The organism is Dyella sp. GSA-30, assembly GCF_027924605.1.
Taxonomy (GTDB): Bacteria; Pseudomonadota; Gammaproteobacteria; order Xanthomonadales; family Rhodanobacteraceae; genus GSA-30.
This window is the reverse complement of sequence record NZ_AP027042.1, coordinates 2,458,223-2,481,821: the sequence shown is the minus strand read 5'-3', so window position 1 is coordinate 2,481,821 and position 23,599 is coordinate 2,458,223. Positions and strand designations below refer to the sequence as shown.

General features: G+C 61.0%; 14 protein-coding genes. 6 read left to right on the top strand and 8 right to left on the bottom strand.

Translation table 11 applies throughout. From position 1 onward, the window contains the following. The first annotated feature begins 58 nt into the window (after positions 1–58). Together typA and QMG46_RS10975 are read left to right on the top strand one after the other, a co-directional pair. Positions 59–1,888 (top strand): translational GTPase TypA, encoded by a 1,830-nt coding sequence (typA, locus tag QMG46_RS10980; protein ID WP_281852551.1) that lies wholly within the window; start codon positions 59–61, stop codon positions 1,886–1,888. Between the two features lie 100 nt (positions 1,889–1,988). Continuing rightward, complete coding sequence (locus QMG46_RS10975) at positions 1,989–2,390, top strand: hypothetical protein (protein WP_281852550.1); 402 nt, start codon at positions 1,989–1,991, stop codon at positions 2,388–2,390. A gap of 9 nt (positions 2,391–2,399) precedes the next feature. Here the strand turns inward: QMG46_RS10975 and QMG46_RS10970 are convergent, their stop codons facing one another. The 7 genes from QMG46_RS10970 to QMG46_RS10940 all read right to left on the bottom strand — a co-directional run bounded on the left by QMG46_RS10970 (position 2,400) and on the right by QMG46_RS10940 (position 15,830). Further along, positions 2,400–4,247, bottom strand: coding sequence for a beta-galactosidase (locus QMG46_RS10970; protein ID WP_281852549.1), 1,848 nt, complete (start codon positions 4,245–4,247; stop codon positions 2,400–2,402). A gap of 216 nt (positions 4,248–4,463) precedes the next feature. Continuing rightward, the gene (locus QMG46_RS10965; RefSeq protein ID WP_281852548.1) at positions 4,464–6,485 is read right to left on the bottom strand and encodes an alpha-galactosidase; all 2,022 of its coding nucleotides are present in this window, start codon (positions 6,483–6,485) and stop codon (positions 4,464–4,466) included. Between the two features lie 59 nt (positions 6,486–6,544). Next, positions 6,545–9,535 carry a TonB-dependent receptor gene (locus QMG46_RS10960; RefSeq protein ID WP_281852547.1) on the bottom strand — a complete coding sequence of 997 codons (2,991 nt, stop codon included), beginning with the start codon at positions 9,533–9,535 and terminating at the stop codon, positions 6,545–6,547. Positions 9,536–9,681: 146 nt separating this feature from the next. Further along, complete coding sequence (locus tag QMG46_RS10955; protein WP_281852546.1) at positions 9,682–12,678, bottom strand: TonB-dependent receptor plug domain-containing protein; 2,997 nt, start codon at positions 12,676–12,678, stop codon at positions 9,682–9,684. A gap of 97 nt (positions 12,679–12,775) precedes the next feature. After that, positions 12,776–13,735: a 1-phosphofructokinase family hexose kinase gene (locus QMG46_RS10950; RefSeq protein ID WP_281852545.1), complete on the bottom strand. Its 960-nt coding sequence runs from the start codon at positions 13,733–13,735 to the stop codon at positions 12,776–12,778. Then, positions 13,732–14,667: a carbohydrate kinase family protein gene (locus QMG46_RS10945; RefSeq protein ID WP_281852544.1), complete on the bottom strand. Its 936-nt coding sequence runs from the start codon at positions 14,665–14,667 to the stop codon at positions 13,732–13,734. The genes QMG46_RS10950 and QMG46_RS10945 overlap by 4 nt, the downstream gene beginning before the upstream one ends. Then, entirely contained in the window at positions 14,664–15,830 is a 1,167-nt protein-coding gene (locus QMG46_RS10940) for an SIS domain-containing protein (protein ID WP_281852543.1), read from the bottom strand. The genes QMG46_RS10945 and QMG46_RS10940 overlap by 4 nt, the downstream gene beginning before the upstream one ends. 93 nt (positions 15,831–15,923) lie before the next feature. Between QMG46_RS10940 and QMG46_RS10935 the strand changes: the two genes are divergently transcribed. From QMG46_RS10935 to QMG46_RS10920, 4 genes are all read left to right on the top strand, one after another. Next, complete coding sequence (locus tag QMG46_RS10935; RefSeq protein ID WP_281852542.1) at positions 15,924–16,841, top strand: class I fructose-bisphosphate aldolase; 918 nt, start codon at positions 15,924–15,926, stop codon at positions 16,839–16,841. Positions 16,842–17,052: 211 nt separating this feature from the next. Continuing rightward, a complete protein-coding gene (locus tag QMG46_RS10930; protein WP_281852541.1) occupies positions 17,053–18,207 on the top strand; it encodes an amidohydrolase family protein in 1,155 nt (384 codons plus the stop codon). Then, positions 18,200–19,003 (top strand): transcriptional repressor AgaR, encoded by an 804-nt coding sequence (gene agaR, locus QMG46_RS10925; protein WP_281852540.1) that lies wholly within the window; start codon positions 18,200–18,202, stop codon positions 19,001–19,003. Before QMG46_RS10930 ends, agaR begins: the two co-directional genes overlap by 8 nt. Positions 19,004–19,334: 331 nt before the next feature. Then, the gene (locus QMG46_RS10920; protein WP_281852539.1) at positions 19,335–20,594 is read left to right on the top strand and encodes a DUF3472 domain-containing protein; all 1,260 of its coding nucleotides are present in this window, start codon (positions 19,335–19,337) and stop codon (positions 20,592–20,594) included. Positions 20,595–20,691: 97 nt separating this feature from the next. Here QMG46_RS10920 and QMG46_RS10915 read toward each other — a convergent pair whose 3' ends face one another. After that, positions 20,692–23,559: an autotransporter serine protease gene (locus QMG46_RS10915; RefSeq protein ID WP_281852538.1), complete on the bottom strand. Its 2,868-nt coding sequence runs from the start codon at positions 23,557–23,559 to the stop codon at positions 20,692–20,694. Positions 23,560–23,599: the final 40 nt, after the last annotated feature.

Genomic DNA, 23,599 nt, shown 5'->3' with positions numbered 1-23,599 from the left:
CGTCCGATTCGCCTTCTTGAAACCTGCCGCGACGGTCCAAAGCCGCCCGAGTCCACTCATGTCCATCGAAAATCTGCGCAATATCGCCATCGTCGCTCACGTCGATCACGGCAAAACCACGCTGGTCGATCAGCTCTTGAAGCAGTCGGGCACGCTCTCTGAGCGTACCGTGCTGGCCGAGCGCGTGATGGACTCCAACGACCAGGAAAAGGAACGTGGCATCACCATCCTGGCCAAGAACACTGCCATCACCTGGCAGGGCAACCGCATCAACATCGTCGACACCCCCGGACACGCCGACTTCGGCGGCGAAGTGGAGCGCGTGCTGTCGATGGTCGATACCGTGCTGATCCTCGTCGACGCGATGGACGGTCCGATGCCGCAGACGCGCTTCGTGACCCAGAAGGCGTTCGCGATGGGCTTCAAGCCGATCGTGGTGATCAACAAGATCGACCGTCCAGGCGCTCGCCCGCAGTGGGTCGTGGACCAGGTGTGGGACCTGTTCGATCGCCTGGGCGCCACTGCCGAGCAGATGGATTTCCCGATCGTCTACGCCTCGGCGCTGAACGGCTACGCCAGCCTCGACGACTCCGTGCGCGAAGGCGACATGACCCCGCTGTACCAGGCCATCATGGATAACGCGCCCAAGCCGGAAGTCGATCCGGAGGGCCCGTTCCAGATGCGCATCAGCCAGCTGGATTACAACAACTTCGTCGGCGTCATCGGCATTGGTCGCATCCAGCGCGGCACGCTGAAGAAGAACATGCCGGTCGCCGTGATCAACCGCGAAGGCAAGAAGCGCCAGGGCAAGGTGCTGCAGGTGCTGGGCTTCCTCGGCCTGGAGCGCATCGAGCAGGACACCGCCGAAGCCGGCGATATCATCGCCATCTCGGGCATCGCGGAACTGACCATCTCCGACACCATCTGCGCGCTCGACACCCCCGAAGCGCTGCCGGCGCTGACCGTCGACGAGCCGACCATCAGCATGACCTTCCAGGTCAATAACTCGCCGTTCGCCGGTAACAAGGACCTTTCCGGCGGCAAGTTCCTGACCAGCCGTCAGTTGAAGGACCGCCTGGACCGCGAGCAGGTGCACAACGTGGCACTGAAGGTCGAGCAGGGCTCCGACGCCGACAAGTTCCTGGTCTCGGGCCGTGGCGAACTGCATCTGTCGGTGCTGATCGAAAACATGCGTCGCGAAGGCTACGAGCTGGCCGTGTCGCGTCCGGAAGTGATCATCAAGGAAATCGACGGCCAGAAGATGGAGCCGATCGAGCAGTTGGTGGTCGACGTCGAAGAAATTCACCAGGGTCCGGTGATGGAGCGCCTGGGCACCCGCAAGGGCCAGCTCAAGAACATGGAGCCGGACGGCAAGGGTCGCGTGCGCCTGGAGTACATGATCCCGGCGCGTGGCCTGATCGGTTTCCAGAACCAGTTCAAGACCCTCACCCAGGGTTCGGGCCTGCTGTTCCACGTGTTCGACCATTACGGTGCGAAGGAAGAAGGCCAGATCGCCAAGCGCCTCAACGGCGTGATGATCGCCAACGCCGCCGGCACTACCCCTGCCTACTCGCTGGGGCCGTTGCAGGATCGCGGCAAGCTGTTCGCCGCCGAAGGCGACTCGGTGTATGAAGGCCAGCTGGTCGGCATTCACTCCAAGGACAACGACCTCACCGTCAACGCGATCAAGCCCAAGCCGCTGACCAATATGCGCGCCTCGGGCAAGGACGACGCGATTCAGCTCAGCCCGGCGATCAAGTTCTCGCTGGAGCAGGCGCTGGACTTCATCGATGACGATGAGCTGGTCGAGATCACGCCGAAGGAAATCCGCCTGCGCAAGAAGCATCTGACCGAAAACGATCGCAAGAAGGCTTCGCGCTCGTCCTGATCGATCAGCAAGATGCAAAACAAAAAGCCGCCTCCGGGCGGCTTTTTTTGTGGCGCGCTACCATGGCGCGGTTGTTTCTCATCGACATGGAGCTGATGCAATGAAATACGCTGTACTTATCCTGCTGCTGGCCGCGACCCCTGCCTTCGCTGCGTCGCCGATCACGCTCAAGGCCGCCGATGTGGCGCGCGACGCGGCCACCCATCCGGGCACCATGGACAAGAAGTACGCCGGCAAGCACGACATCACCGTCGTCGGCAGCTTCCTCGATTACGACAGCTACGGCGCCATGGTCGGCCAGGCGCACAAGGCCGTGCTGATGCAAGGCATGCCGGGCGAAGATGTGATCATCGGCTCGAAGGTGCAGTTCAATCCTCGCGACAACGACGACAGCGTAGTGCCGGCCGGATTGACCAAGGGCCAGACGGTGACGGCACACTGCACCAAGCTCGAGGAATTGATGAAGGGTCAGGTGCTGTTGACCGGTTGTACCTTCAAGTAAAGCCCACGCTCAGCCCGCCAGGCGCGTTACCCCGCGCACTGGCGCGGCATCCACGCGATGCATGTCGAACACCAGGATCTCGTTCTCCCCTGCCTTCAGCCACGGCGCCGGGCAATAAAGGCGCTGCTGCGGCCCGATGTGCCAGTAGCGCCCCAGCAGCTGCCCGTTCACCCAGACATAGCCCTTGTCCCAGCCGCTCATGTCGATATAGGTATCGCCAGGTGTCTTTAGCGACACATTCAACTTGAAGAACAGCCCCGGACGACGTGACGGCCCCGCCAGCGGTTTCAATGACGCGACAAAGGCATCGTTCAACGGCAAGCCGTAGACGGACCAATCCTCGAGCGGAAGCTCGCCGAGCCTGACCTCGCCGACAATGCCCTTGCGATCGGCCATCGCCTGGCCGTAACCGATGTGACCGAAGCTGTCGATCAGGACGTCCAGCTCGCCAGCGGGCACATCTATCTGCGATACGTCGGGCACACCCGGCTTGCGTACGCGCGATATCGCATCGAGATAGCGTCCATCGCTGAATATCGTTGCGTAGTCGCGCACATCATCGATATGCAGCGTGCCGCCTGCGGGCAGGCGCTTGCGATAAAGCACCATGCCGTGATCCTGCGCCAACAGGATTTCATTCGGCTGCGGATGCGATACCTGGCGCGGCGTGCCGAGGTTGTCCCAGATCGATGCATGCGCCACCGGTGTTGTCGCATCGAAGGTAATCGCCGGCGGCGGCGCGGGGATATCGGGAATCTTATGCGCCACGTGCCTGGCGATCAGCTCGCGAAAACGATGAAAGGCGGCCGTAGCTTCGCCGCGCTCGTTGATCGGCGCACCGTAGTCGTAACTGGTGATCACCGGCTCGAAATTGGAATAGTCCTTGTTGGCGTTGGCGCCCGCGCCAAAACCGAAGTTGCTACCACCGTGCACGACATAGAGATTGAAGGAGCGCTTCTGTTGCAACAGCTCGTTCAAGGTGTTGGCGTAGTCGGCGCTTTGCAGCTTGGGATCGCCCCAATGCGTCAGCCAGCCGGGATAGCCCTCCCCTACCCATACAGGCGCTTCGCCGGCAATGCGTTGAGCCGAGGCAAAATCCGTATCGCCGTCGAGCCCGAGTGCCGTGCCTGGCAAATACGTCTGTTGCTTCTGGATCTGCCCAAGTCCGTCGGAAATCGAGAACGGGCCGTCGATGCCACGTTCCTTCCACATCGCGTGCAGCAGTTTGAGGTAGTCGAGATCGTTGCCGAACGAGGCGTATTCGTTCTCCACCTGCACCATCAGGATCGGCCCACCCGCGCTTGCCATCAACGGCTTGATCACCGGGGCGACCGCATCGAGGTAGCGACGCACGCCGGCCATGTAGCCCGCATCGTCCTTGTGGCGCACATGGCTATTTGGATCGCGCAGCAGATAAGGCGGCAAGCCGCCGAAGTCCCATTCGGCGCAGACGTACGGCCCTGGACGCAGGTAGACCCACATGCCCTCCTGCTGGCACAACCGTATGAAGTGCGCGAAGTCGCGACGGCCGGTCTTCAGATCGAATACGCCCGGTTCCTGCTCGAACGCATTCCACATGATGTAGACCGCGATGGTGTTGAGCCCCATCGCTTTGGCCATGCGGATGCGGTGCAGCCAGTATTCGGCGGGGATGCGGATCGGGTGCATCTCGCCGCTGCGTATCTGGAAAGGTTTGCCGTCGAGCAGGAAGGCTTGCCTGGACAAGGTGAAGCGATGGGGGTGTCCGTCGGCGATGGGCTCGGCCCCGCTCGCCTCCTTGCCAGACGCCAACTCTGGCAGCGCAAGCCCGGCGAGTGGTGCCAGCAGCGAAATCTTCAGGAATTCCCGTCGTTGCATCTCGTTTCCCAGTCTTCAACTTCGTTGCAGGAGCGACTTTGATCACGACTGAGAGGTACCTCGACAACCTCATAGCAATCGTCATCCCGGCGCAAGCCGGGATCCATTCCTCTATTTCCGCTTGTCAGACGACGTTTGGCAAGCATCCACGCTGAGGAGTAGATCCCGGCCTGCGCCGGGATGACGAGTAGGAAGGATTTTTAGAAAAGCCAAACGTTACACCGAAGGCACCAACTCCAACGTCACCACCTCAAACGGCTGCAACTCGATCGTCGTCGGCTTGTCCGCATCGAACGTTATCGACGACTTGCTGCCATCGGCCTTCCACGGACTATGCCCGCTGAAATGCGTAGCCGCCCCCTCAGGCAGCTCCAACTGACGCCGCAAATCGATCACCATGCTCTGCGCCCGCGCGTCCGGGTTGCGCAGCGTAACGATCGCCTTCTTAGGCGTCCATGATGCCCATCCATAAACATCCAGCCGCCCCGGATCGCCGCCGATCCAATGCGTATCGCGCAATACATCGGCGTTCTCACGCGACCAACGAGCCGATTCGGCTAAGGTATCCCAGTCCGAATCGCTCAGCAGCGACGGCGTGATGTACATCTCCTGCAACTGCGTACCGGTACCGAAGTACGAATGCACTTCGTTGGCAAAATCATGCCCGGGATCGGTGTTGAGACGACGGTTTTCCTGCGCATAGATGATGCCGTGGAGCATCAGCGAATTGAGCGGATACAGTGGCCCTTTCAGCACGATGTTGCGATAAGTCTGCGTATCGCGATAGGTGATCCACTTTTCACGGTTCGTACCGACACCGGTAAGGTCATCGTCTTCGCCATCGCGCCAGATCGAATCCGCATAGCGAAGCCAGAACGGCGATGGCAACGTACCAGTGGTGAGATTGATGAAAGTCCCCGGCTTCGCCTCGCGGATATCGTCGATCAACGCCACCGCCGCATCGAAATCACTCGGGAAACGGCTGCCCGGAAAGACCTTGTCGGCGTTACCGGTACCGTCGAACTTGAACTGATTGATACCGTCGTCCTTCAGCAGCTTCATCACCACATCGTGGAAGCGCTGGTAATACTTCGGCCCGGACAGCGCAAAGCCACCATCGATGATCTCGTAACCCTGCGCCTTGCCATTCTCGACACGGATATCCTTGGGCTTGGAATACCCACCCCAGGGCGACAGCCAGATACCCGGCGCGGCGCCGTATTTGGCCGCCGCCTGCTTGACCGGCACAAAGCCCTGCGGGAAATCCTTGCTGAAATTCCAGCTGCCGCTGCGGTCGTCCCAGCCGTCATCGAACAGAAAGGAATCAAGCTTCACGCCACGCTTGACGCTCAGCTCCTGACCGAAGGTGTTGATACGATCGACCGCCTGCTGCTGCGTATACGGCGTGAAATAGCCGATGTCGTACCAGGAGTTGTAGTGCAGAAACGGGCGATACGGGTGCGCGCGTTCGCGTTCGACGTAGGTCAGGAAGTCGCGCCGCAGCTGCCCCTTATGTGTCGCGCCGATCACCGCCGAATACGTGATCGACTGTCCCTTGATCAGCGGCAGGCCGCGCTCGATCCAGAGATTGAGATTCTTGCCGCGCACCGCGCTTTCGGACAGCGGATGCTCGAAGCCCAGGTAATCCTGTCCTGTAACGATCGGCGAGCCATTGACCGTGCCGACCACCTCCGCTCCTGTCGCCTGGGTCTGCAGCAGATCGACCTTCTTGATGTTCTCATCGGCCTTTAGCGCGGTAATCGTCACCTGCTCGCGCAGATAGTCCGAGCCTTCGCGCTGTACCCATTGCCAGTCGATGCGAAAACGCCCGTCGGCATCGCCAAAGCTCGCGGCAATGGCCTTGCCTGGTATGCGCTCCGCCAGGCGCGGCGCTTTCGGCTCCGCCTTGAGCTTTATCACCTTGGGCTCGGACAGCAAACGGAAATCGGCTGTGGCGAGCTTGCTGCCATCGCCCAGCTCCAGCGCAAACGGCGTCGCGACCTTCAAGACCTGCTGATTGATGGCATCGGTCACTGTCATGTCAGTCAACACATGATCTTTCAACGTCCAGCGCGCATTGACGCTCGCGTTGCCGAACTGCTGCTGATCGCCCTGCCTGGTGAACGCCACCGTCTGATCGTCGGTCTTGGCGCTGATCACACTGACCAGGCTCGCCGCGAGCATTGCCGCCAGCAAACGACGATGCTCCACGAAGCGCTTTGCTTTGGAATGATGCATGCTTTCAAACCTCATTTGCATGTTGAGGCGGTGATCACATGATCACCGCCCCAGGTGACTTACTGAAAGGTATAGCGCAGCACCAGCTGCGTCGTACGCGGCACCTGCCAGGTGGCGGCACCATAGCTCGGGTTGAGAATCGGCGCACCGTTGTCCTGAAAGCTACCGGTGTCATAGAGCTGATTGGAATCGATCCGCCCCTGACGATTGGTGACGTTCTGAATCTGCACATCGAGACTCAGGTGATTGTCCGAATCGATCGCCCAGTCATAACCCACGCCGAGATTCCATTGCCAGAAAAACGGAAGCCGTCCTGCGCTGCCCAGTGGCGACGGCACGTTGTTGCAATAGTGGCTCGCCGCACCGTAGAGCGACGCGGGGTTGTTTACATCCGGATAGGTTCCCAGGCAACTCAGCGGGGTACCCGTATGCATCGTCAACGTGCTGCCGATGCGCAAGCCGGTATTGAAGTAGTAGACGCCGTTGATATTGAGCGCATGGCGGATGTCGCCGGCCAACGGACCGTTGTCGTGCTCCATCAGGCCAGGGAAATCCCAATAGATCTGCTCGCCGGGACCACCACCGGTACGCGTACCCAGGTTAAGCAGACCATCGTCGTTGCCGTAAAGGTGCGCCCAGGTATAGCTCACGTCGAGGAACCAGGGCTCCTCGGAGTTGCGCACGTGGGTCGCCTCAAGCGTCACATGCGCGTACTTTCGCGCGGGTGCGGGGCCAAACACGTTTCCAGGAATCGTCAGCGACTCCAGCTTCCCGTCACCACGGTAGTCGCGTGTAAATACCTGTGCAATGCCCGGGTTGAACATCGGACAGCCGCTGGCGTCGGTGTAATCGGGATAACCGTGGGCCCGTGCATAGTCGGTAATGCCCTGGTTGTAACAGGTGTCGTCGATGATCCGCTTGAGCGAACTGAAGCCCAGTTCCGTCAAGGTGGTCCAGCTCGTCCCGATCGTGTTCTGCATATAGACCTGGAACTCGTACTGGTACGGCGCCTTGATATTTGAGGTGGCCACGTTATTCGCGCTGGGCGCAAGGCCGTCGATCAAGGTCGACTGCGGCCCTATCTGAGTCAAACCCGTCGGCGCCTGAGTCGAAGGATCGCGACCGGTATACGTAAAGTAACGATGCCACTCGTACACGGCACCTGCCGCGCCGTTATTGACGCTCGAAGGTATCGATAGCGCGTACTTTCCAAGATTGGCGCCCAGCTTCATGCTGCTGTCGCCGTGGACGTCCCAGGAAACACCCAAACGTGGCGAAGTAATGGGCATATGCCAGATGTTCTGGCCATTGACGTTCTTGTTGATGAAGGTGTCGAAGCGCATACCGCCGTAAATGACCCAGCGATCGGCGACCTGCCAATAATCGTCCGCGTAGAACGCCTTGTTGACGGTATAGAAGGCACCGCCCGTGCTTTCGAAGAACTGATCCACATAGCGCCCGTCGCCTGGCACGACCGAGCCATTGGGCAGTACCGCGCCGGGCTGTGTATGGTAGGTCCAATCACCACCTTGACTGGTTGCGATGGTGTTATTGATGTAGTGCTTGTAATGCTCGGCACCGATAGTGACCTTGTGATCGCCAAGGTTCCAGGTGAAATCCCCCTTGAAACCGCGGCGCCAGTACTCGAACGGGAATAGCTGATTGGCTTCGGTGGTCAGGCCAATGTTGCGCGACTTCTGGGTAACCGGATCCACTTCGGTCACATAGGGCAGACCGCTACCGCTGGTCGACGTTGGACTGAGCGAGGACTCGCTCAAATAGCCGCCCATCAGACGCAGGCTCATCGTGTCGTTGATCTGCCAGTTGTAGTTCCCGATCAGGAACTGATCTTTGACATGAGTGGCATTCCAACCGAAATACTTGCCTGCCGAACTCGGATCGTAATCACGGCTCAGGGAGTACTGGTTGTTGAAGGTGTCCTTCCAGCTACGATTGCCAACAATATTCAGGCTTTGATCGTTGTTGATGTTCCAGGTCAGATTCAGCAGACCGTTCTTGTTCCGACTTGTCGCATTCGTATGGAACGTCTGGCTATTGGTGGTGCTTTGATTGTTCGGCGAGTTACCCAATAACGCGAAGAAGAACAGTCGGTCTTTGATCAACGCACCCGATGCCCACAGGTACTGACTGGCCACATTCGCCGCGTGCGTATTGGCGCTGTCGTAGTTGTAGTAGTTGCCCTGGGAATCGAACGAGTCGCGTTGGCGCGGATTGAGCAAGCGCGAGGTCGGCGGCGTGAAGTACAGCGAGTAGCCGGCCTGGAAATGATTCGTTCCCTGGCGAACCGTACCGGCGAGAATACCGCCGGTAGAACTGGTCCAGGTGGTCGTGCCGTTACTCGAAATGACCTGAACCGAGCTCACCGCTTCATCCGGCAGCTTGGTCGTACCCAGACCGTTATAGTCATAGGTGGTATCGAATTCGTTGTAGTAATAACGGTTTTCTGCCGGACTCGCACCGCCGATCTGCACCAGCTGCGTGGTCTGGTTGTCGTAGCGTACATTGGACTTGAGCAGGGCAATGCTTTCGAAGCTACGACCGGTCGGCAGCTGGTTGACCAGCGCCATGTTGTAGTTGCTCGCAAGCTGTGGCGTGCTCACATCAATGGGAACAATGTCCGAATTGATCGTGTTCGCATTCACATTGATGCCTGACAGCGTCGAAGCCTTGGGCGAGCCGGCTGTCACAGCCGCCGTCGACAGCGCTGCCACCGGCGTCTGCACGTTCGGCGTCACCACCACATCCCGCTTACCGACTTCCTGGCCACCTTGCGAAATCGTCACCGTGTAACGGCCAGGGTTCAATCCAGCCAGCGTATAACGCCCATCCGCATCCGGATGCAGCTCCTTGTGATAGCCCGTGGCCGTGCTGTCGACCGCCACGGTGACATCGGCACCGCCGGGCTCCTTGCCATAAAGACCACCGGTAATGGATTGTGCCTGCGTCACTCCGGCACCCAAGGCCATCAACAACCCCATCGCCAACACGGTTTTGCTACAACACCCGCGCCTTCCCCTTACGTTGTTCATGCCATGCCTCGTTGGTGGATTTAGAAAGCGTCGCCAGATCCCCTGCGACATCCCTCTGCGAATACGCCACGAGTTCCTCCCCGCGGCCTGAGACGTTCAATGCGTTCGCGGCGGACCTCCCCAGGTCGTCGCCGCGAACTGATGCATCAGAAGCGCTGTTGGTAACGCACGTAGACGTAGCGACCGATGTCGTACGAGGCGTTGTAGTTGTAGGGCGTGTCGCTGCCGGCATAACCGCCGTACACGTACGGCCCGACGCGATTGAAGAGGTTGTTGGCGCCGACCGAGATCGTGCCCTTCCACGGTGCGTTCCAGTACAGCTGCAGATCGTGGAAAGTGACCGAGCCGATCTGCGTCATCGGCTGCGTGCCGACACCGGCAGCGTAGTAATCAGGCAGACTGCACGGGAAGGCGCTGCGTCCATCGGTGAATGCACATGGCGCCTTCAACGGCGAGAAATAGCGCATGGTCCAGCTCGCGCCGAAGTCACGCCATTCCCAGTTCAAGGTCAGGTTGCCACGCAGGCGCCACACCGACGTGGCTGTGACATTCGACGAGATGCCGGCTCCGTTGACGACGGCGGAACCGATCGTCGGCAAGGTATCGAAGCGGCTGACATACGTACCGCTCAGGTTCGCCTTGATGCGGCCGAACGCGTACTCAGGCAACGCATAAGCCACCGAGAAATCGTAACCGCTGGTCTTCTGCCAGCCCGCGTTGGTTTCCAGGTTCAGCAGGTTGTAGATCTGACCCGTGCCCGGCTGGCGCTGGAACTGGTTGCATGCGTCGGCCATGCCGTACTGATAGCAATTGGCCAGTACCTGGTCGTTGCCGATGCCGGTGATCAGGTTGCGGATGTTGTAGCGCCAGTAGTCGACGCTCAGGTTGAAACCCTGCAGCCAGCTTGGGCTGTAGACGAACCCGAACTGCGAGTTGTACGAAGTCTCCGGCTTCAGGTTGACGTTGCCGCCGGTGAAATTGGTGGTGGGCACCGCACCACTGCCGCTGGCGGTCGTGATCGGCTGGCCGCTCACGTCGACCTGGCGGAAATCGGCCGGCACGCCAGCGATACCGCCGTAGCCGCTCAGACATCGCTGGGCAACTGTGGCGTTGTTGCCGTAGGCGCCAGGGCCATACACCGCATCGCAGGGGTCGGTGAACGTACCGGCCGGATAACGGCCTTGATAGAGATCGTTGACCGTGGGCGCGCGGAAACCGGTGCCGTAACTCGCACGTACCAGCAGGTCCTCGATCGGCTGCCACGTCAGCTTGAATGCATTGTTGTTGGTGATGCCGAAGTTGCTGTAGTCGGAATGACGGCGCGCCACGTCCAGGCTCAGGCTCTGTGCGCCCGGCAAGTCTTTAAGCAGCGGCGCGTTCAACTCCACATAGGCTTCGTTGAGGCTGTACTCGCCACTGTTGGACAGCACGCCGCCATCGCTGGATAGTCCTTGCTGCGCATAGGCGTCCGGATCGTCGTAACCGGAAACACGGCGATGCTGGATGCCGGTCGCGAAGGTCAGATCGCCGCCTGGCAACGGAAACAGGTTGCCTGTGATATCGGCCGCTGTAGCCTGCTCGCGACTGCCGTAACGCTCGACGCTGCTGATCGCCAGGTAGTCGAGCATCTGCTTGGTGAAGCCACCCGGCCCGGCCAGCGGATTGATCGGTACGCAGCCGGCGATCACATTGCCAGGCGTGCCGCAATGCACGACACCATCGCCACCCATGAACGAGGGACCCAGGCCCTGCTGCACCTTGACCAGGTCGAAGTACCCCGGGCGCGTGTTGATGCCCTTGATCTTGCTGTCGTAGTGGTAGACGTCCCAATTGAAGGTGTGGTCGTCACCGATAGTGAAGTTGCCTTCCAGTCCCAGGCTGTAACGGTAGTTGGTCGGGTTGTTGTAGCTCTGGTTGGCGTACTGCAGATCCGCCATGCGGCGATAGAACTTGGTCGCCTGCCCCGGCAGCGGGTTGTAGTAGCTGTTGGGGTCGAGCGTCGACGGATAGGCCAGGTTGCTGCCCATGCCGCTGTAGAGTGTGGAGTAACCCGACTGCGCGTACTCGCGATCGATGTTGTATCCGTAGTTGAACTTCGCTGTCAGATTGGACGTGAGGTTCAGATGCGCATCGATGTACAGATTCTTGGTGGTGTCGGCGGTACGCAGCATCGACTGCTTGCCGCTGTTGTTGTTATACGTATACGAGCCGGCATCGGCGAGGCTGCCGATATCGCCGGCACCATTGAATTTCTGCGGCATGAATGGGCTGTAGTCGGCGATATTGCGCGAATCGCCACCGGGATTGAGCACCACGCGCCCGCCTGGTGCATTGGTGATCAAGCCATTCGGCTTGGTATAGCTCAAGCCGTAGTACGGATGCCGGTCGGTCCACGGATAGCTCGAAAAACTGCGATCGCCCGCCCAGACCGGGTCCTGCTTCTGATACGAAGCACTGATCACGATGCCGCCGCGCTCCCCGCTCTTGCCAGCCGTCACGCTGTACTGGTTCTGCTTGCCGTCGCTATGCGGCGCATACATGCCGTTATAGGTGTCGATTTCGACGCCGTTGAAATCCTTGCGCGTGATGATGTTCACCACGCCGGCGATCGCGTCCGAACCATAGACCGCCGATGCCCCGGTAGCGAGCACTTCGATGCGGTCGATCACCGACGCGGGAATCACATTGATATTGGTGTAGCCACCATGCGCTGCGCCGATACGTTGCCCATTGAGCAAGACCAGCGTGCGCGGCGCGCCCAATCCACGCAGGTTGATGAACTGGCCACCCTGGTTGGGGCCCAGATCGCCCGGCGCGGAGGTACTCAGATCGGGCGTCGCCGCTGCGGAAACGTTCTGCAGGATCTGGCCGACAGTAGCAAAACCCTGGCGCTGAATATCGGCGGCGCTGATGGTAATCAGCGGCTGTGCGTCTGCCACATCCACGCTGCGGATGTTCGAGCCGGTCACCGTGATCTGCTGCAGATTCTTCGCCTTGTCCGGCGCCGTCGAGGCAGGCGCATTTGCATCCTGCGCAATGGCGTCGTGAACAAACGCAAGACCGCCCAGGGCCAGCATCAGGCAAGCTGCGAATGGGGACAAGCGTACGCCTGCGCGAACGCACTTCTGTTGGTTAAAACGCATTACAACCCTCCTCCCGGTGTTGCCCGATGTCCTGAGCTGCTGCTGCAGTAACCTCGGTATGTCGCGACGGCGCCCATGAGCGGCCGTCTTGTTGTTGTCAGTGCTGGTGGATCACCGACGGCTTGTCCCCTGTGACACGCCGCACGCGCACGCGAGGCAGCAAGGCCTCGACCGTGTCGCGTTCGACAAAACCTGTTTCTTCGTTCAATGCATTGGCGGCACCGCAGGCCACACCCAACGCCAGCGCGTCGGCCAGCGGCATGCCGCGGTGAATGCCCACGGCCAGCCCCGCCAGCAGACAATCACCCGAGCCCACGGTGTTGCGTGCCTGTTCTATCGACAGTTCCGCGTGCCACGCGCCTTCGGTATCCGCGGCGATGGCGCCCAGCGCACCCATCGACACCACCGGCATGGCAATGCCGCGTGCATGCAGATCGCATGCAGCTTGGGCTGCCGAATCGATACCGTCGATGGCATAACCCAACAGCGCAATGGCTTCATCGCGGTTGGGCTTGACCAGATAGGGTGCTGCGGCAACGGCCTGCTGCAACGCGTCGCCACTGGCATCGACCAGACAACGTTTGCCGAAATGGCGCACTCCCTCGGCCAGCGAGGCATAGGTCGTCGGTAACATCCCGCGCGGCAGGCTCCCCGATAGAACCGCCAGCTCGCTCTCGTCCACTGCGCGCCAAAAAGCAGAGCGCAGTGCTTCGCACTGGCGCTCTGTCAGCAACGGCCCACGCCCCAACACTTCGGTAACAGCGCCGGCAGCGTCCTGCACGGCGATACAGAGGCGTAGATCCTCGCCAATCTCGACACCATGGAACAACACGCCACGCTCGGCCATGCGCTGCGTGATCAAATTTCGATGCGCCTTATCGACCAGGCCGACCAGTTGCACGCGTTCGCCGAGCGCCGCAATGGTCTGCGCCACGTGCATGCCCTTGCCGCCCGGATAAACACGCTCGTCCAGCGCACGACTGACCTCGCCGGCTCGAAACTGCTCGACACGCATCAAGCGATCGATCGCCGTATTGAAACCGGCGACAGTAATCATGCCGATGCGGCCAGCAAGGCGATGGCTTCGGCCTCGGTCGCCTGTCGCGTCGTACCGCCGATACCGCGCGTGGACAGGCTGCCGCACGCGCTGCCCCAGCGCAGACATTCGATCAGGGGTATATCGCGCAGCCATGCGTGCAAAAAGCCCGCGTCGAAAGAATCACCCGCGCCGGTGCTATCGACAGCGTCGATATCGTAAGCCGGCACATTGAGCAAATCGCCACCGTCAAGCGTTACGCAGCCGAGTCTGCCGCGTTTGACCACCGTGCGCGTGCGCCCGTTAACCAGGGCATACAACGCGTCGGCAATCGAGTCCTTGCCGGTGATCGCCAGCAACTCGTCTTCGTTGGGCAAAAACAGATCGACCGCCTGCAACGTGTCGATCAGGTCCACGCCCCAGATGCGGCGCGGATCGAAACCCGGATCGAGTGATGTGGTCAGGCCCGCTGCGCTAGCGCGCTCGAACAGCGCCTTGCACCGCGGTCGCAGCGCTTCCTGCAGATAGAACGACGACACATGCAGATGATCGGCCTGCGCCAAGAGCGCATCGCTGACTTCCTCTGCACGCAAGTCGGCAATTGCACCGGCATAGGTCACCAGCGCGCGATCCTGCTGGGTCGACAGCGACACGGTAACACCCGTACGCAGTGAAGCGTCCGGGCGCAGGGAGTCGGTATCGATACCTGCACCACGCAGGGCACCCAGGCAATAGTGACCCCAGGCGTCATCGCCAAGCTTGCCGTGAAAAGTTACCGGATCGCCCAGTCGCGCTAGGCCCATCGCGCAGATCATGGATGAGCTGCCGGGTGTCATCAGCATATCGTCGGCCAGCACTTCCTGGCCCGGCGTCGGTGCACCGCCCAGGCCCTTGAAGACGAGATCGACATTGATCTCGCCAACCACCAGGATGCGCTTGGCCGCGGAACTCACGGTGCCGCTCCGTGAATCGCGAACTCGCCCACCACGCGAGTCAATACGCCTTGCGATGGCGTATCGGGTTTGTCGCCTAGCTGCAGGCAACGGAAGAAAGCGAGCAACTGACCTACCACGACGTGCGCCAGCAATGTGGGTACCTCGCCATGCGTGCCAAGCCCCTGCAGCTCGATGGCTACATCACGCTCGTCGAGCAGATCGGCAGGAATGCCTTCGCCGACGATCAGTTTGCCCAGCCCCAGCCCCTTGCGCGAAAGCTCGCGCAACAGGTCGATCTCGTAACCGCGCACCGTCGCATCGGGCGACAGGAAGGCCACGATCAATGTGCCTGGATGCACGGAAGACATCGGCCCATGCCGCAAGCCGAGAAACGTTTCCGCTAGCGTGATGACCTTGCCGCCAGTCATCTCCAGCATTTTCAACGCGGCTTCATGCGCAACGCCGATGCCGCCACCGCTGCCCAGATACACCGCCGAGGTCATCGGGCGCTGCGCGATCTCGGCAATTGCATCGCCATAGCGATCAAACACACGCTGCGCGTTCTCCGCCAACGGCGACTGCGCGTCGAGTTGCAGTGCGCTCGCGGTGTCGCGCAGCAAACCCGTACCGGCCAACAGCAGATTGGAAAAACTGCTGGTCATCACCAGACTGCGGTCGTTGGTGCGCTCGTCCAGCACCACCACATCCACGCGCGGCTCATCGCGATAGAGCGTGGCGAGCTTGCCTTTGGCATTGCAGGTAATGACCAGGTGGCGCCAACCCGGTGCCTCGTCCAGCAAGCGGCTGACCACCCCGCAGCTTTCCGGGCTATCACCCGAGCGTGCGAGCGACACCAGCAAGCCCGAACCGGGCGGCAGCACGCCACGCCAATGCGTGAGCAAGGTGCCGGCGGCAATCGCCTGCACGGGAACAGCCAGGCCGGCCTGCAAGGTCGGGGCGATCGATTCGCCGATATACATGGAGCTGCCCGAGCCGGTCAGCACGATGTGTGCGGGCTTGTTGGCCAACGCATGGGCAAAAACACGGGCGACTTCTGGCCGGTTCACCAGCTCGGCCGTGCCCTGCCAGGTCTGCGGCTGCTGCAGGATCTCGCGCAGGGTGTCGGCGTAGCCGGCCGCCTGCTGCTCGGCGGTGGAGGCTACGGTCAGGGCCTCAAGCACGTTTTTTGCTTTCGTTTTCTTATCAAGTATTGACATTTTGCTCAATTCACTCGAATGTGAAACCATCCGATCACGGATTCAACGGTATTCGAAATGAATAAGCACTTGCAACACCTTTCGAACTCTTACGAGTCGCTATCGAAACTTTCGCTCTCGCACGGCAAGCGCACACGCCTGTGGCGCCTGCTGTACGGCCACGGCCCGCGCAACGGCAGCTTGCTGGTACTGCCGCTGGATCAGGGCCTCGAACACGGCCCGACCGACTTTTTCCCCAATCCCCCGGCGGTCGATCCGGACTACCAGTTCCGGCTCGCCGTCGAGGGGAATTTTTCGGCCATCGCCCTGGGTGTGGGTCTGGCCGAGAAGTACATGGGCGCGTACGCCGGCCAGGTGCCACTGATCCTCAAGCTCAACGGCAAGACCAATATCCCCAGCGACGCCGACGCCACCTCACCGCTGTTCGCGTCGGTGGAAGATGCCGTGCGCCTGGGTGCCGATGCAGTCGGCTACACCATGTATGTCGGCTCGCCCCGCCAGCACGACGAGTTCCGCCAGTTCGAAAAAGTACGCCAGGATTGCGAGCGTTACGGCATGCCGCTGGTGGTGTGGTCGTACCCGCGCGGCGCGGCGATCGAAGCCAAGGGCGGCAAGGGCACGCTGTTCGCGCAGGACTATGCCGCACGCGTCGCGCTGGAGCTGGGTGCGGATCTGGTCAAATTGCATGAACCCGACGACAAGCGCGCCAACGTTCCCGCGCCTTACGACAAGCTCGATGAAGACGCCAGCGCGCGCACCGAGCGCGTCGTGCGCTCGGCCGGCCGCACCATGGTGCTGTTCTCCGGCGGCGAAAAGAACGACGACGACGCGGCCGTGCTACGCAAGGTCGAGTTCTATATGGCGTCTGGTGCGCAGGGCGTGATGTTTGGTCGCAATATGTGGCTGCGGCCACTGGATCAGGCGGTGGCGCTGGTCAAGCAGGTGCATACGATCATGGCGAAGTATCCGCGGTGAGAGGGCAAGAGTTAGGAGTGAGTGGAGAGGAGTGAGAGAGAGCAGAATCTCGCTCCGCTCTTGCTCTCTCTTAACTCCTCCCCACTCACTCCTCAGCCCCGCTCTCTCTTACTCCTCACTCCTCTCCACTCACTCCTAACTCCCCCACCCCATGCCCCATCCCTCGTCCTGCCTCTGCTGTTCTCCACCCATCGGCGCAGGAAACGTGCGTGTGGAAAGCGGAAAGAATCAGCTGCAGACGCAACCGGATGCGAGCAAGGCCGACCTGCGTCTGCGCGATTTCAAACCGCGCAGCATGCTGCATGCATCGCGCACGCCGATCGATACACCGCGCTTTCCGGTGATCGACGCGCACGCGCATCTGACCTGGACCACCAACGTACGCAGCGGCGTGTGCGTGGGCGAGGAAGTGACTGTCTTTGCCGAACCGGCCGACCTGTTGCCGGTGATGGATCGCAAAGGCATCCGCACGATGATCAATCTCACTGGCGGTGTGGGCAAAGGGCTGGAAGAAAGCATCCGTCGTTTCGACCAGGCAGCCCCCGGTCGCTTTCTGACCATGACCGAGCCGTCCTACGGCCTGTTTGCGGAACCGAACTTTGCGCAATTGCAGGCCGATGCGATCGAGCACGCGCATCGCGTGGGCGCCTGCGGCCTCAAGCTGCTCAAGTCGCTGGGGCTGTATCTGCGTGAGAACATCGACGAAGGCGAATTGATCGGCGTCGACGACACGCGCTTCGACACGATGTGGGAAGCCTGCGCCGGCCACGGCATGCCGGTGTTCCTGCATGTATCGGACCCGGAAGCGTTCTTCCTGCCGACCGATGCCACCAACGAGCGCTATGAAGAACTGGCCAACCATCCGGACTGGTCGTTCTACGGCCCGGAGTTTCCCAGCAACGCCGAGATCCTGGCCGCACGCGACCGCATGATCGCGCGGCATCCCAATACCACGTTTGCCCTGATGCACGTCGGCAACGGCGCGGAAAACCTGGCCGCTGTCGCAGCCTGCCTCGACCGCTTCCCCAACACCCTGGTGGATATCAGCGCGCGTATCGGCGAACTGGGCCGCCAGCCGCGTGCGGCGCGGCAGTTTTTCGACAAGTATCAGGACCGCATCCTGTTCGGTACCGATGCGGTCCCCCCGCCGTTCGGCAACGACGTGCCGCAGCAGCTGTTCTGTGACGAGCTCTACGAGATTTATTACCGCTTCCTGGAAACAGAAGACGAGTATTTCGACTATGCTCCTGCTCAGACGCCGCCGCAGGGGCGCTGGTCGATATACGGCCTGGGCTTGCCCGATGCCATCCTGCGTAAGGTCTACCACGACAACGCTGCCCGGTTATTGCGCCTACCTCATGAGTGAACAAAGCGCTGCACCTTCTAAACGCCTGCTGGCCGAAGAGCGCCGCCGGATGATCGTGGACTACGTCGAGGCCCAGGGCCGCGCGACGGTGGACGAACTGGCCAATCGCTTCGGCATTTCGACGGTCACCATCCGCAACGACCTGGAACAACTGGCGCGCAGCAGTGCGATCGCCCGCGCGCACGGCGGCGCCCTGCCCGCCACCCAGACCAACACGCACGACACCCCGCTCAATATCAAGGAAACGCGCTACCACGCGCAGAAGTTGCGCATCGGCCAGGCCGCGGCCACGCTGATTCGCGACGGCGAAACGATCATCCTGGATTCGGGCTCCACCACGGTGGAAATCGCCCGACAGATCCGGCAGATGAAATTCGAATCGCTCACTGTCATCACCAATGCGCTCAACATCGCGCTGGAGCTTTCGGGCCTGCCGCATATCCGCGTGATGATGCTCGGCGGCCTGTTGCGCGATACCTCGTACTCGCTGGTCGGCCCGGACGCCGAGCAGGCACTCTCGAAACTTTCCGCCGACAAGTTGTTCCTCGGCGTCGACGGCCTCGACCCGGTGGTCGGCGTCACCACGCCCGATCCGCTCGAAGCCTCGCTCAACGCGCTGATGATTCGCGTCTCGCGCGAAACCATCGCGGTATTCGATGCCAGCAAACTCGGCCAACGCAGCCTGTCGGTGATTACACCCGTACAGCACCTGCACCGCGTGATCACCGATAGCAGCGCCGAAGCCAAGTCGGTTGAATCGCTGCGCAATGCCGGTGTGAACGTCACGCTCGTCTGACCGCCGGTCTGCAGCAAACCCAACCTAGTTTGTAGGAGCGGCTTCAGCCGCGACTGCCGTTACGTCACGGTCGGTCGCGGCTGAAGCCGCTCCTACAAGCTAGCCGGGCTTCGAGATTCTTCATCGCCGAATGCCAACGCGATCACATGAAAGTTTTTCACTAGCTATCGAAAGCACTTGCAAGTCTCTTTGCTTTCGATAATCTTCGTTTGGCAAACTTATCTTTTCGATTGCTGCAGCCACTTGCAGCCTTTAGACGCCTGCTTTCCGGCCGTTGCCTCGTTTCGAACGGCCTTCTTCGCACCATCGTCTGTAAGCCTGGGGAGGAATCATGCGACCTATCGCGTACCGTTTGACCGGTCTTTTGCTCGCGCTGTCCTGCTGTTCTGCATTCGCTCAAACCGCACCCACCCAGGTCCCCCTGGGCGGCAACGCGTACATCACCATCGTGTCGCCGAGCGGCGACGAACTCATCGACGACAACGGTCTGCACAACTGGGATTCGACCCAGGCCGTGATCAGCACGTATTTCGATGTGCAACAGGCCGGCCAGCTCGACCTGTCCCTGATCGGCTCACTCAGTGGTGCCAGCCATAGCACGGTGAAAGTCAGCATCGGTCATCAGTCGCATCTGGTGAACCTGTCGAGCACGGGCACGGCGCCGTTCTCTGCGGGAACGTTCACTGTCGACAAGCCCGGCTACGTCAAGGTCGACCTGCAAGGCGTGTCCACCGATGGCGGCTACTACGGCGACATCTCCAACCTGCAGATCGGCGGCAGCGCCACCGCGGCCGGCACGGTATTCGCCAACGACCCGACCAACTTCTACTGGTCGCTGCGCGGCCCCTCGGTGCATCTGGGTTTCACCGTGCCGACCAACACCGAGTACTTCTACAGCGAAGTTACGGTGCCCAAGGGACAAGATCCGATCGGTTCGTACTACATGGCCAACGGCTTCAATGTCGGTTACTTCGGCATCCAGGTGAATTCGGCGACGGAACGCCGCGTGCTGTTCTCGGTATGGGATTCGCCGACCGCGCCGACGACCCTGGTCAAGCAGGGCCCGAACGTCATCGTCGATACGTTTGGCGGTGAAGGAACGGGCGGCCAGAGCCACCTGGTATTCCCCTGGAAAGCCGGGCAAACCTATCGTTTCCTGACGCGCGCGCAACCCGATGGCAGCGGCAATACTTTGTATAGCTCGTGGTTCGGCACGGAGAAAAAAGGAAGCACCAGTTGGCAACTGATTGCCACGTGGAAGTACGTGGGCACGTCCAGCTATCTGGCGGGCGTTTACTCGTTCCTCGAGTCGTTCGATCCGGCCTATGGCTACATCGGGCGCCAAGGCAACTTCGCCAACCAGTGGGCACGCAACGCATCGGGCCAGTGGAGTGAAGTCACTTCAGCGTACTTCGATGTCGACCCGACGGGCTTGAACAAACAGCGCCTCGATTTTGCCGGCGGCGTTCATTGCAAGGAGTTCTATCTGCGCAACGATGGTTTCTTCAGCAATTCGACCGCGTCGGGACAGACGTTTACGCGTGAAGCGGCTGGCGTGCCGCCGGATGTAGATGTGAGCAAGTTGCCTTAAGACAAGAGCGCGCAAAATCGCAGTGTTGAAGGCTTACCTCAGTCAACCCCCTCTCCCCTGGCTCTGCCGGGGGAGAGGGTTGGGGTGAGGGGGGGCTCTAAAACTCCCACCGATACGTCAACGTCCCGGTCTTCCCCAGCTGGTGCTGATCGAAGTGCTGGTCATAACCAGCTACAAGGCTCGAACGCTTGGAGAACTCCCAGTTGAGCGTCGCGCCGGCTACGCCGCCATAACGCGATACACCGATACCGCCAACCGGCGCCCACTGATTCAGCGCATCGAAACTCGCATCGAATACGTCGCCGCGCATCGCGAACGCCTGCTGCCAGAGGAAGCGAAACTGCAGTCCGAGGTTGCCGGCGCTGCCAAGTGACCACGATTGTGTCGTGCGTACACCGAGGCCAGCTTGCCAGCGCTCGATGCTCTGCCCACCCGATTTCAGCCCGAACCCATCGCCTCCGAGTTCGTTGATCGCACTGCGCTCGATCTGCGCGTATTGCAGGTTCATATACGGCGTGATCAACGCATTGCCGAGATGGAAGCGGTAGCCGCTTTCGCCATACGCCACTTCGTAGCGGCCAAGCGAATCGCTTGCCACCGCGGCGTTGTCCACGCCGAGCAGCAGGTTGCGACGCATATCTTCACGATAGTTGCCAACGCCGACACGGCCCATGGCGTACCAGTCGTTCTTGATCAGGCCACCGTAGAGCATGCCTTCGACCGAACGGCTATTGCCTTGATCGGCGCTTTCGCTCAAACGCCCGAGGCCCTGCGCCTGGCTGACCGCAAAACCAGCGATACCGTTGCTGCCGAACTTGAAGTCCTGCCCGACCATCCAGCCGTTCAAATCGTAACCGACGCTGTTGAAGCCGCTGCGATTCATGCTGCCGTGATAGCCAAGCGTCTGCGACCAGCCACCACTCACAGGTCCGGTGAGCAGTTGATCGAAACGATCGGACAGCGCCTGCGTGCCGGCGTCGATGGCTTCGAACGTCATCGCCGCACTGGCGGCATGCAACTGACCGGAGAGCGATTGCAGGGACTGCTGCAGCGCGCTGGTCGTCGGGGTTTGCTGGATCTTGGCCGCGCTGTCGATAAAGCTCTGGTTGACCGTCGGCGATGGACTGGCCGGCGGCGGATTGGTGAGCTGGTTGTTGATCTGGTTGAACGCGCCATCGAGGCGCTGCGCGGCGCCGAACGAGGCAGGGGTAAACGAAATGCCGCCCACCTGGGTCACCTGGACCTGCTGCACGTTGAGCCATGCACTGTTGGCGTCGTAGTTCTCCGTCGCCTGCAACAGCGGAACATTCGAACTGACACTCAATGTCGCGAACGTACCGCTGAGGCCACCGGTTGCCGACAATACCGTCGTATGCGCATTGACCACATAGCCGGTGGTCTTGCCGATGACCATCAAGTCACCGTCGATCTGCGCGTGGCCGGTAACGTCGAGCTCCGTCCCCAGCAGCACTGCGAGACGACCCGTACTTTGCTGCGTATAGTTCCCGGTGACCGTGGCGCTTGCACTATTGAGCGCGACGGTACCAGCATTGGTGACATTGCCGGTAACCGCCGAAGCGGAGAACTGCGCATTCGCACTGATGTTCACCGACGACTGCAGCGAGATCGCATTGAGCACGCCCGCCTGCACCTGCGTCAGTCCGGTATAGGTCGACGGCTGGGTGAGATTGAGTATGCCGTCGCCTTGCTTGATCAAACCGCCCGCACCGGAAATCGGGTTATTCCAGTTCGATGAGATACCGCTGAAATTCGCGGTGACATCGCCCCAGTCGAATTTCTCCGGGCCATTCACCGCGGCACCGACATCCAGCGCACCGTAACCGAACACCGGATCGGGACCGGGCGCACCCAGATCCTTTGCAGTGCCAAGCAAGGTCTGGCGCACCAGATCGTTGGTGAAATAGGGATACGCCTGCCATACCAGCGCCGCCGCACCCGAAACTTCCGGTGCAGCGAACGAAGTGCCCTCGACGATCCAATAACTCTCACTGCTGGGCGTATCGTCCTTGCCGCTGACGATGACATTGCCCGGCGCGGCCAGACAGTAGTTCATCGCAATACCGCAGGCGTTCGAATAACTGGCCAGTTGGGTCGGATGAAGGCTGTCCAGCGCCACCGCGGTCAGCCAGCCCTTTTCGAGATCGGGTGCGCGACTGGGCAACGCCGCTACATCGCTCGGATTGGGTTTGGAATCGTTGCCAGCGGCGAACACCACCAGACCGCCGTACTGATTGACGAACTTGCTATAGGCTACATCGAAGGCCTGCGTGGTTGCCGTATCGGTCGCGTCCCAATACAACCCGCCCCACGAGTTGTTCATCACCTTGACGCCATTGCTGATCAGATCGTCGTTGACGCTGGCGAAGAACTGTCCTTCGTCGGGACCGACGCGGTTGCCGTTGCCCGAACCATCGTCGGTCGGCTCCTTATCGTTGATGATGCGTGCCGACACCAACGTGGCGCCCGGTGCGATACCGCCAACGAACTGGCCGAAGGGTTTGCCCGCGGCAATTTCCGATACCCAGGTGCCGTGGCCGACGACGTCGTCGATCTTGGTGTTGTTCTGCGACGGATCGACATAGATCAACTCATTGCTGACCCGCCCGGCCAGCGCCGGATGGTTGCGCATGATGCCGCTGTCGACGACGCCGATGATCACACCCGTACCGTCGTAGCCGGCATTGTGCGCGGCATAGGTGTCGGTCAGGTTGAGCTGCGCATCGATCGGCGGTTGTGGCGGCGGTGGCGGTGCGGGAGCCGGCGGGCTGCTCGGTGGCGGCGGGCACCGGCGGTGGTGCGGGGGGGCGCGTGTTGCCGCCGCCTCCCCCCGCCGCAGGCGCTCAGGCTCAATGACATCGCGATGAGTACGGCCGCCTGCCGGCGACGCAGTCCGTGTATTCCCGCTTTCATGTTGTCCGTCCCCGCCCCTGAATACGTTGGGCACAGCCGTTGAAAACAGCGACCCCTCGCTGCCTTGGGTGCAT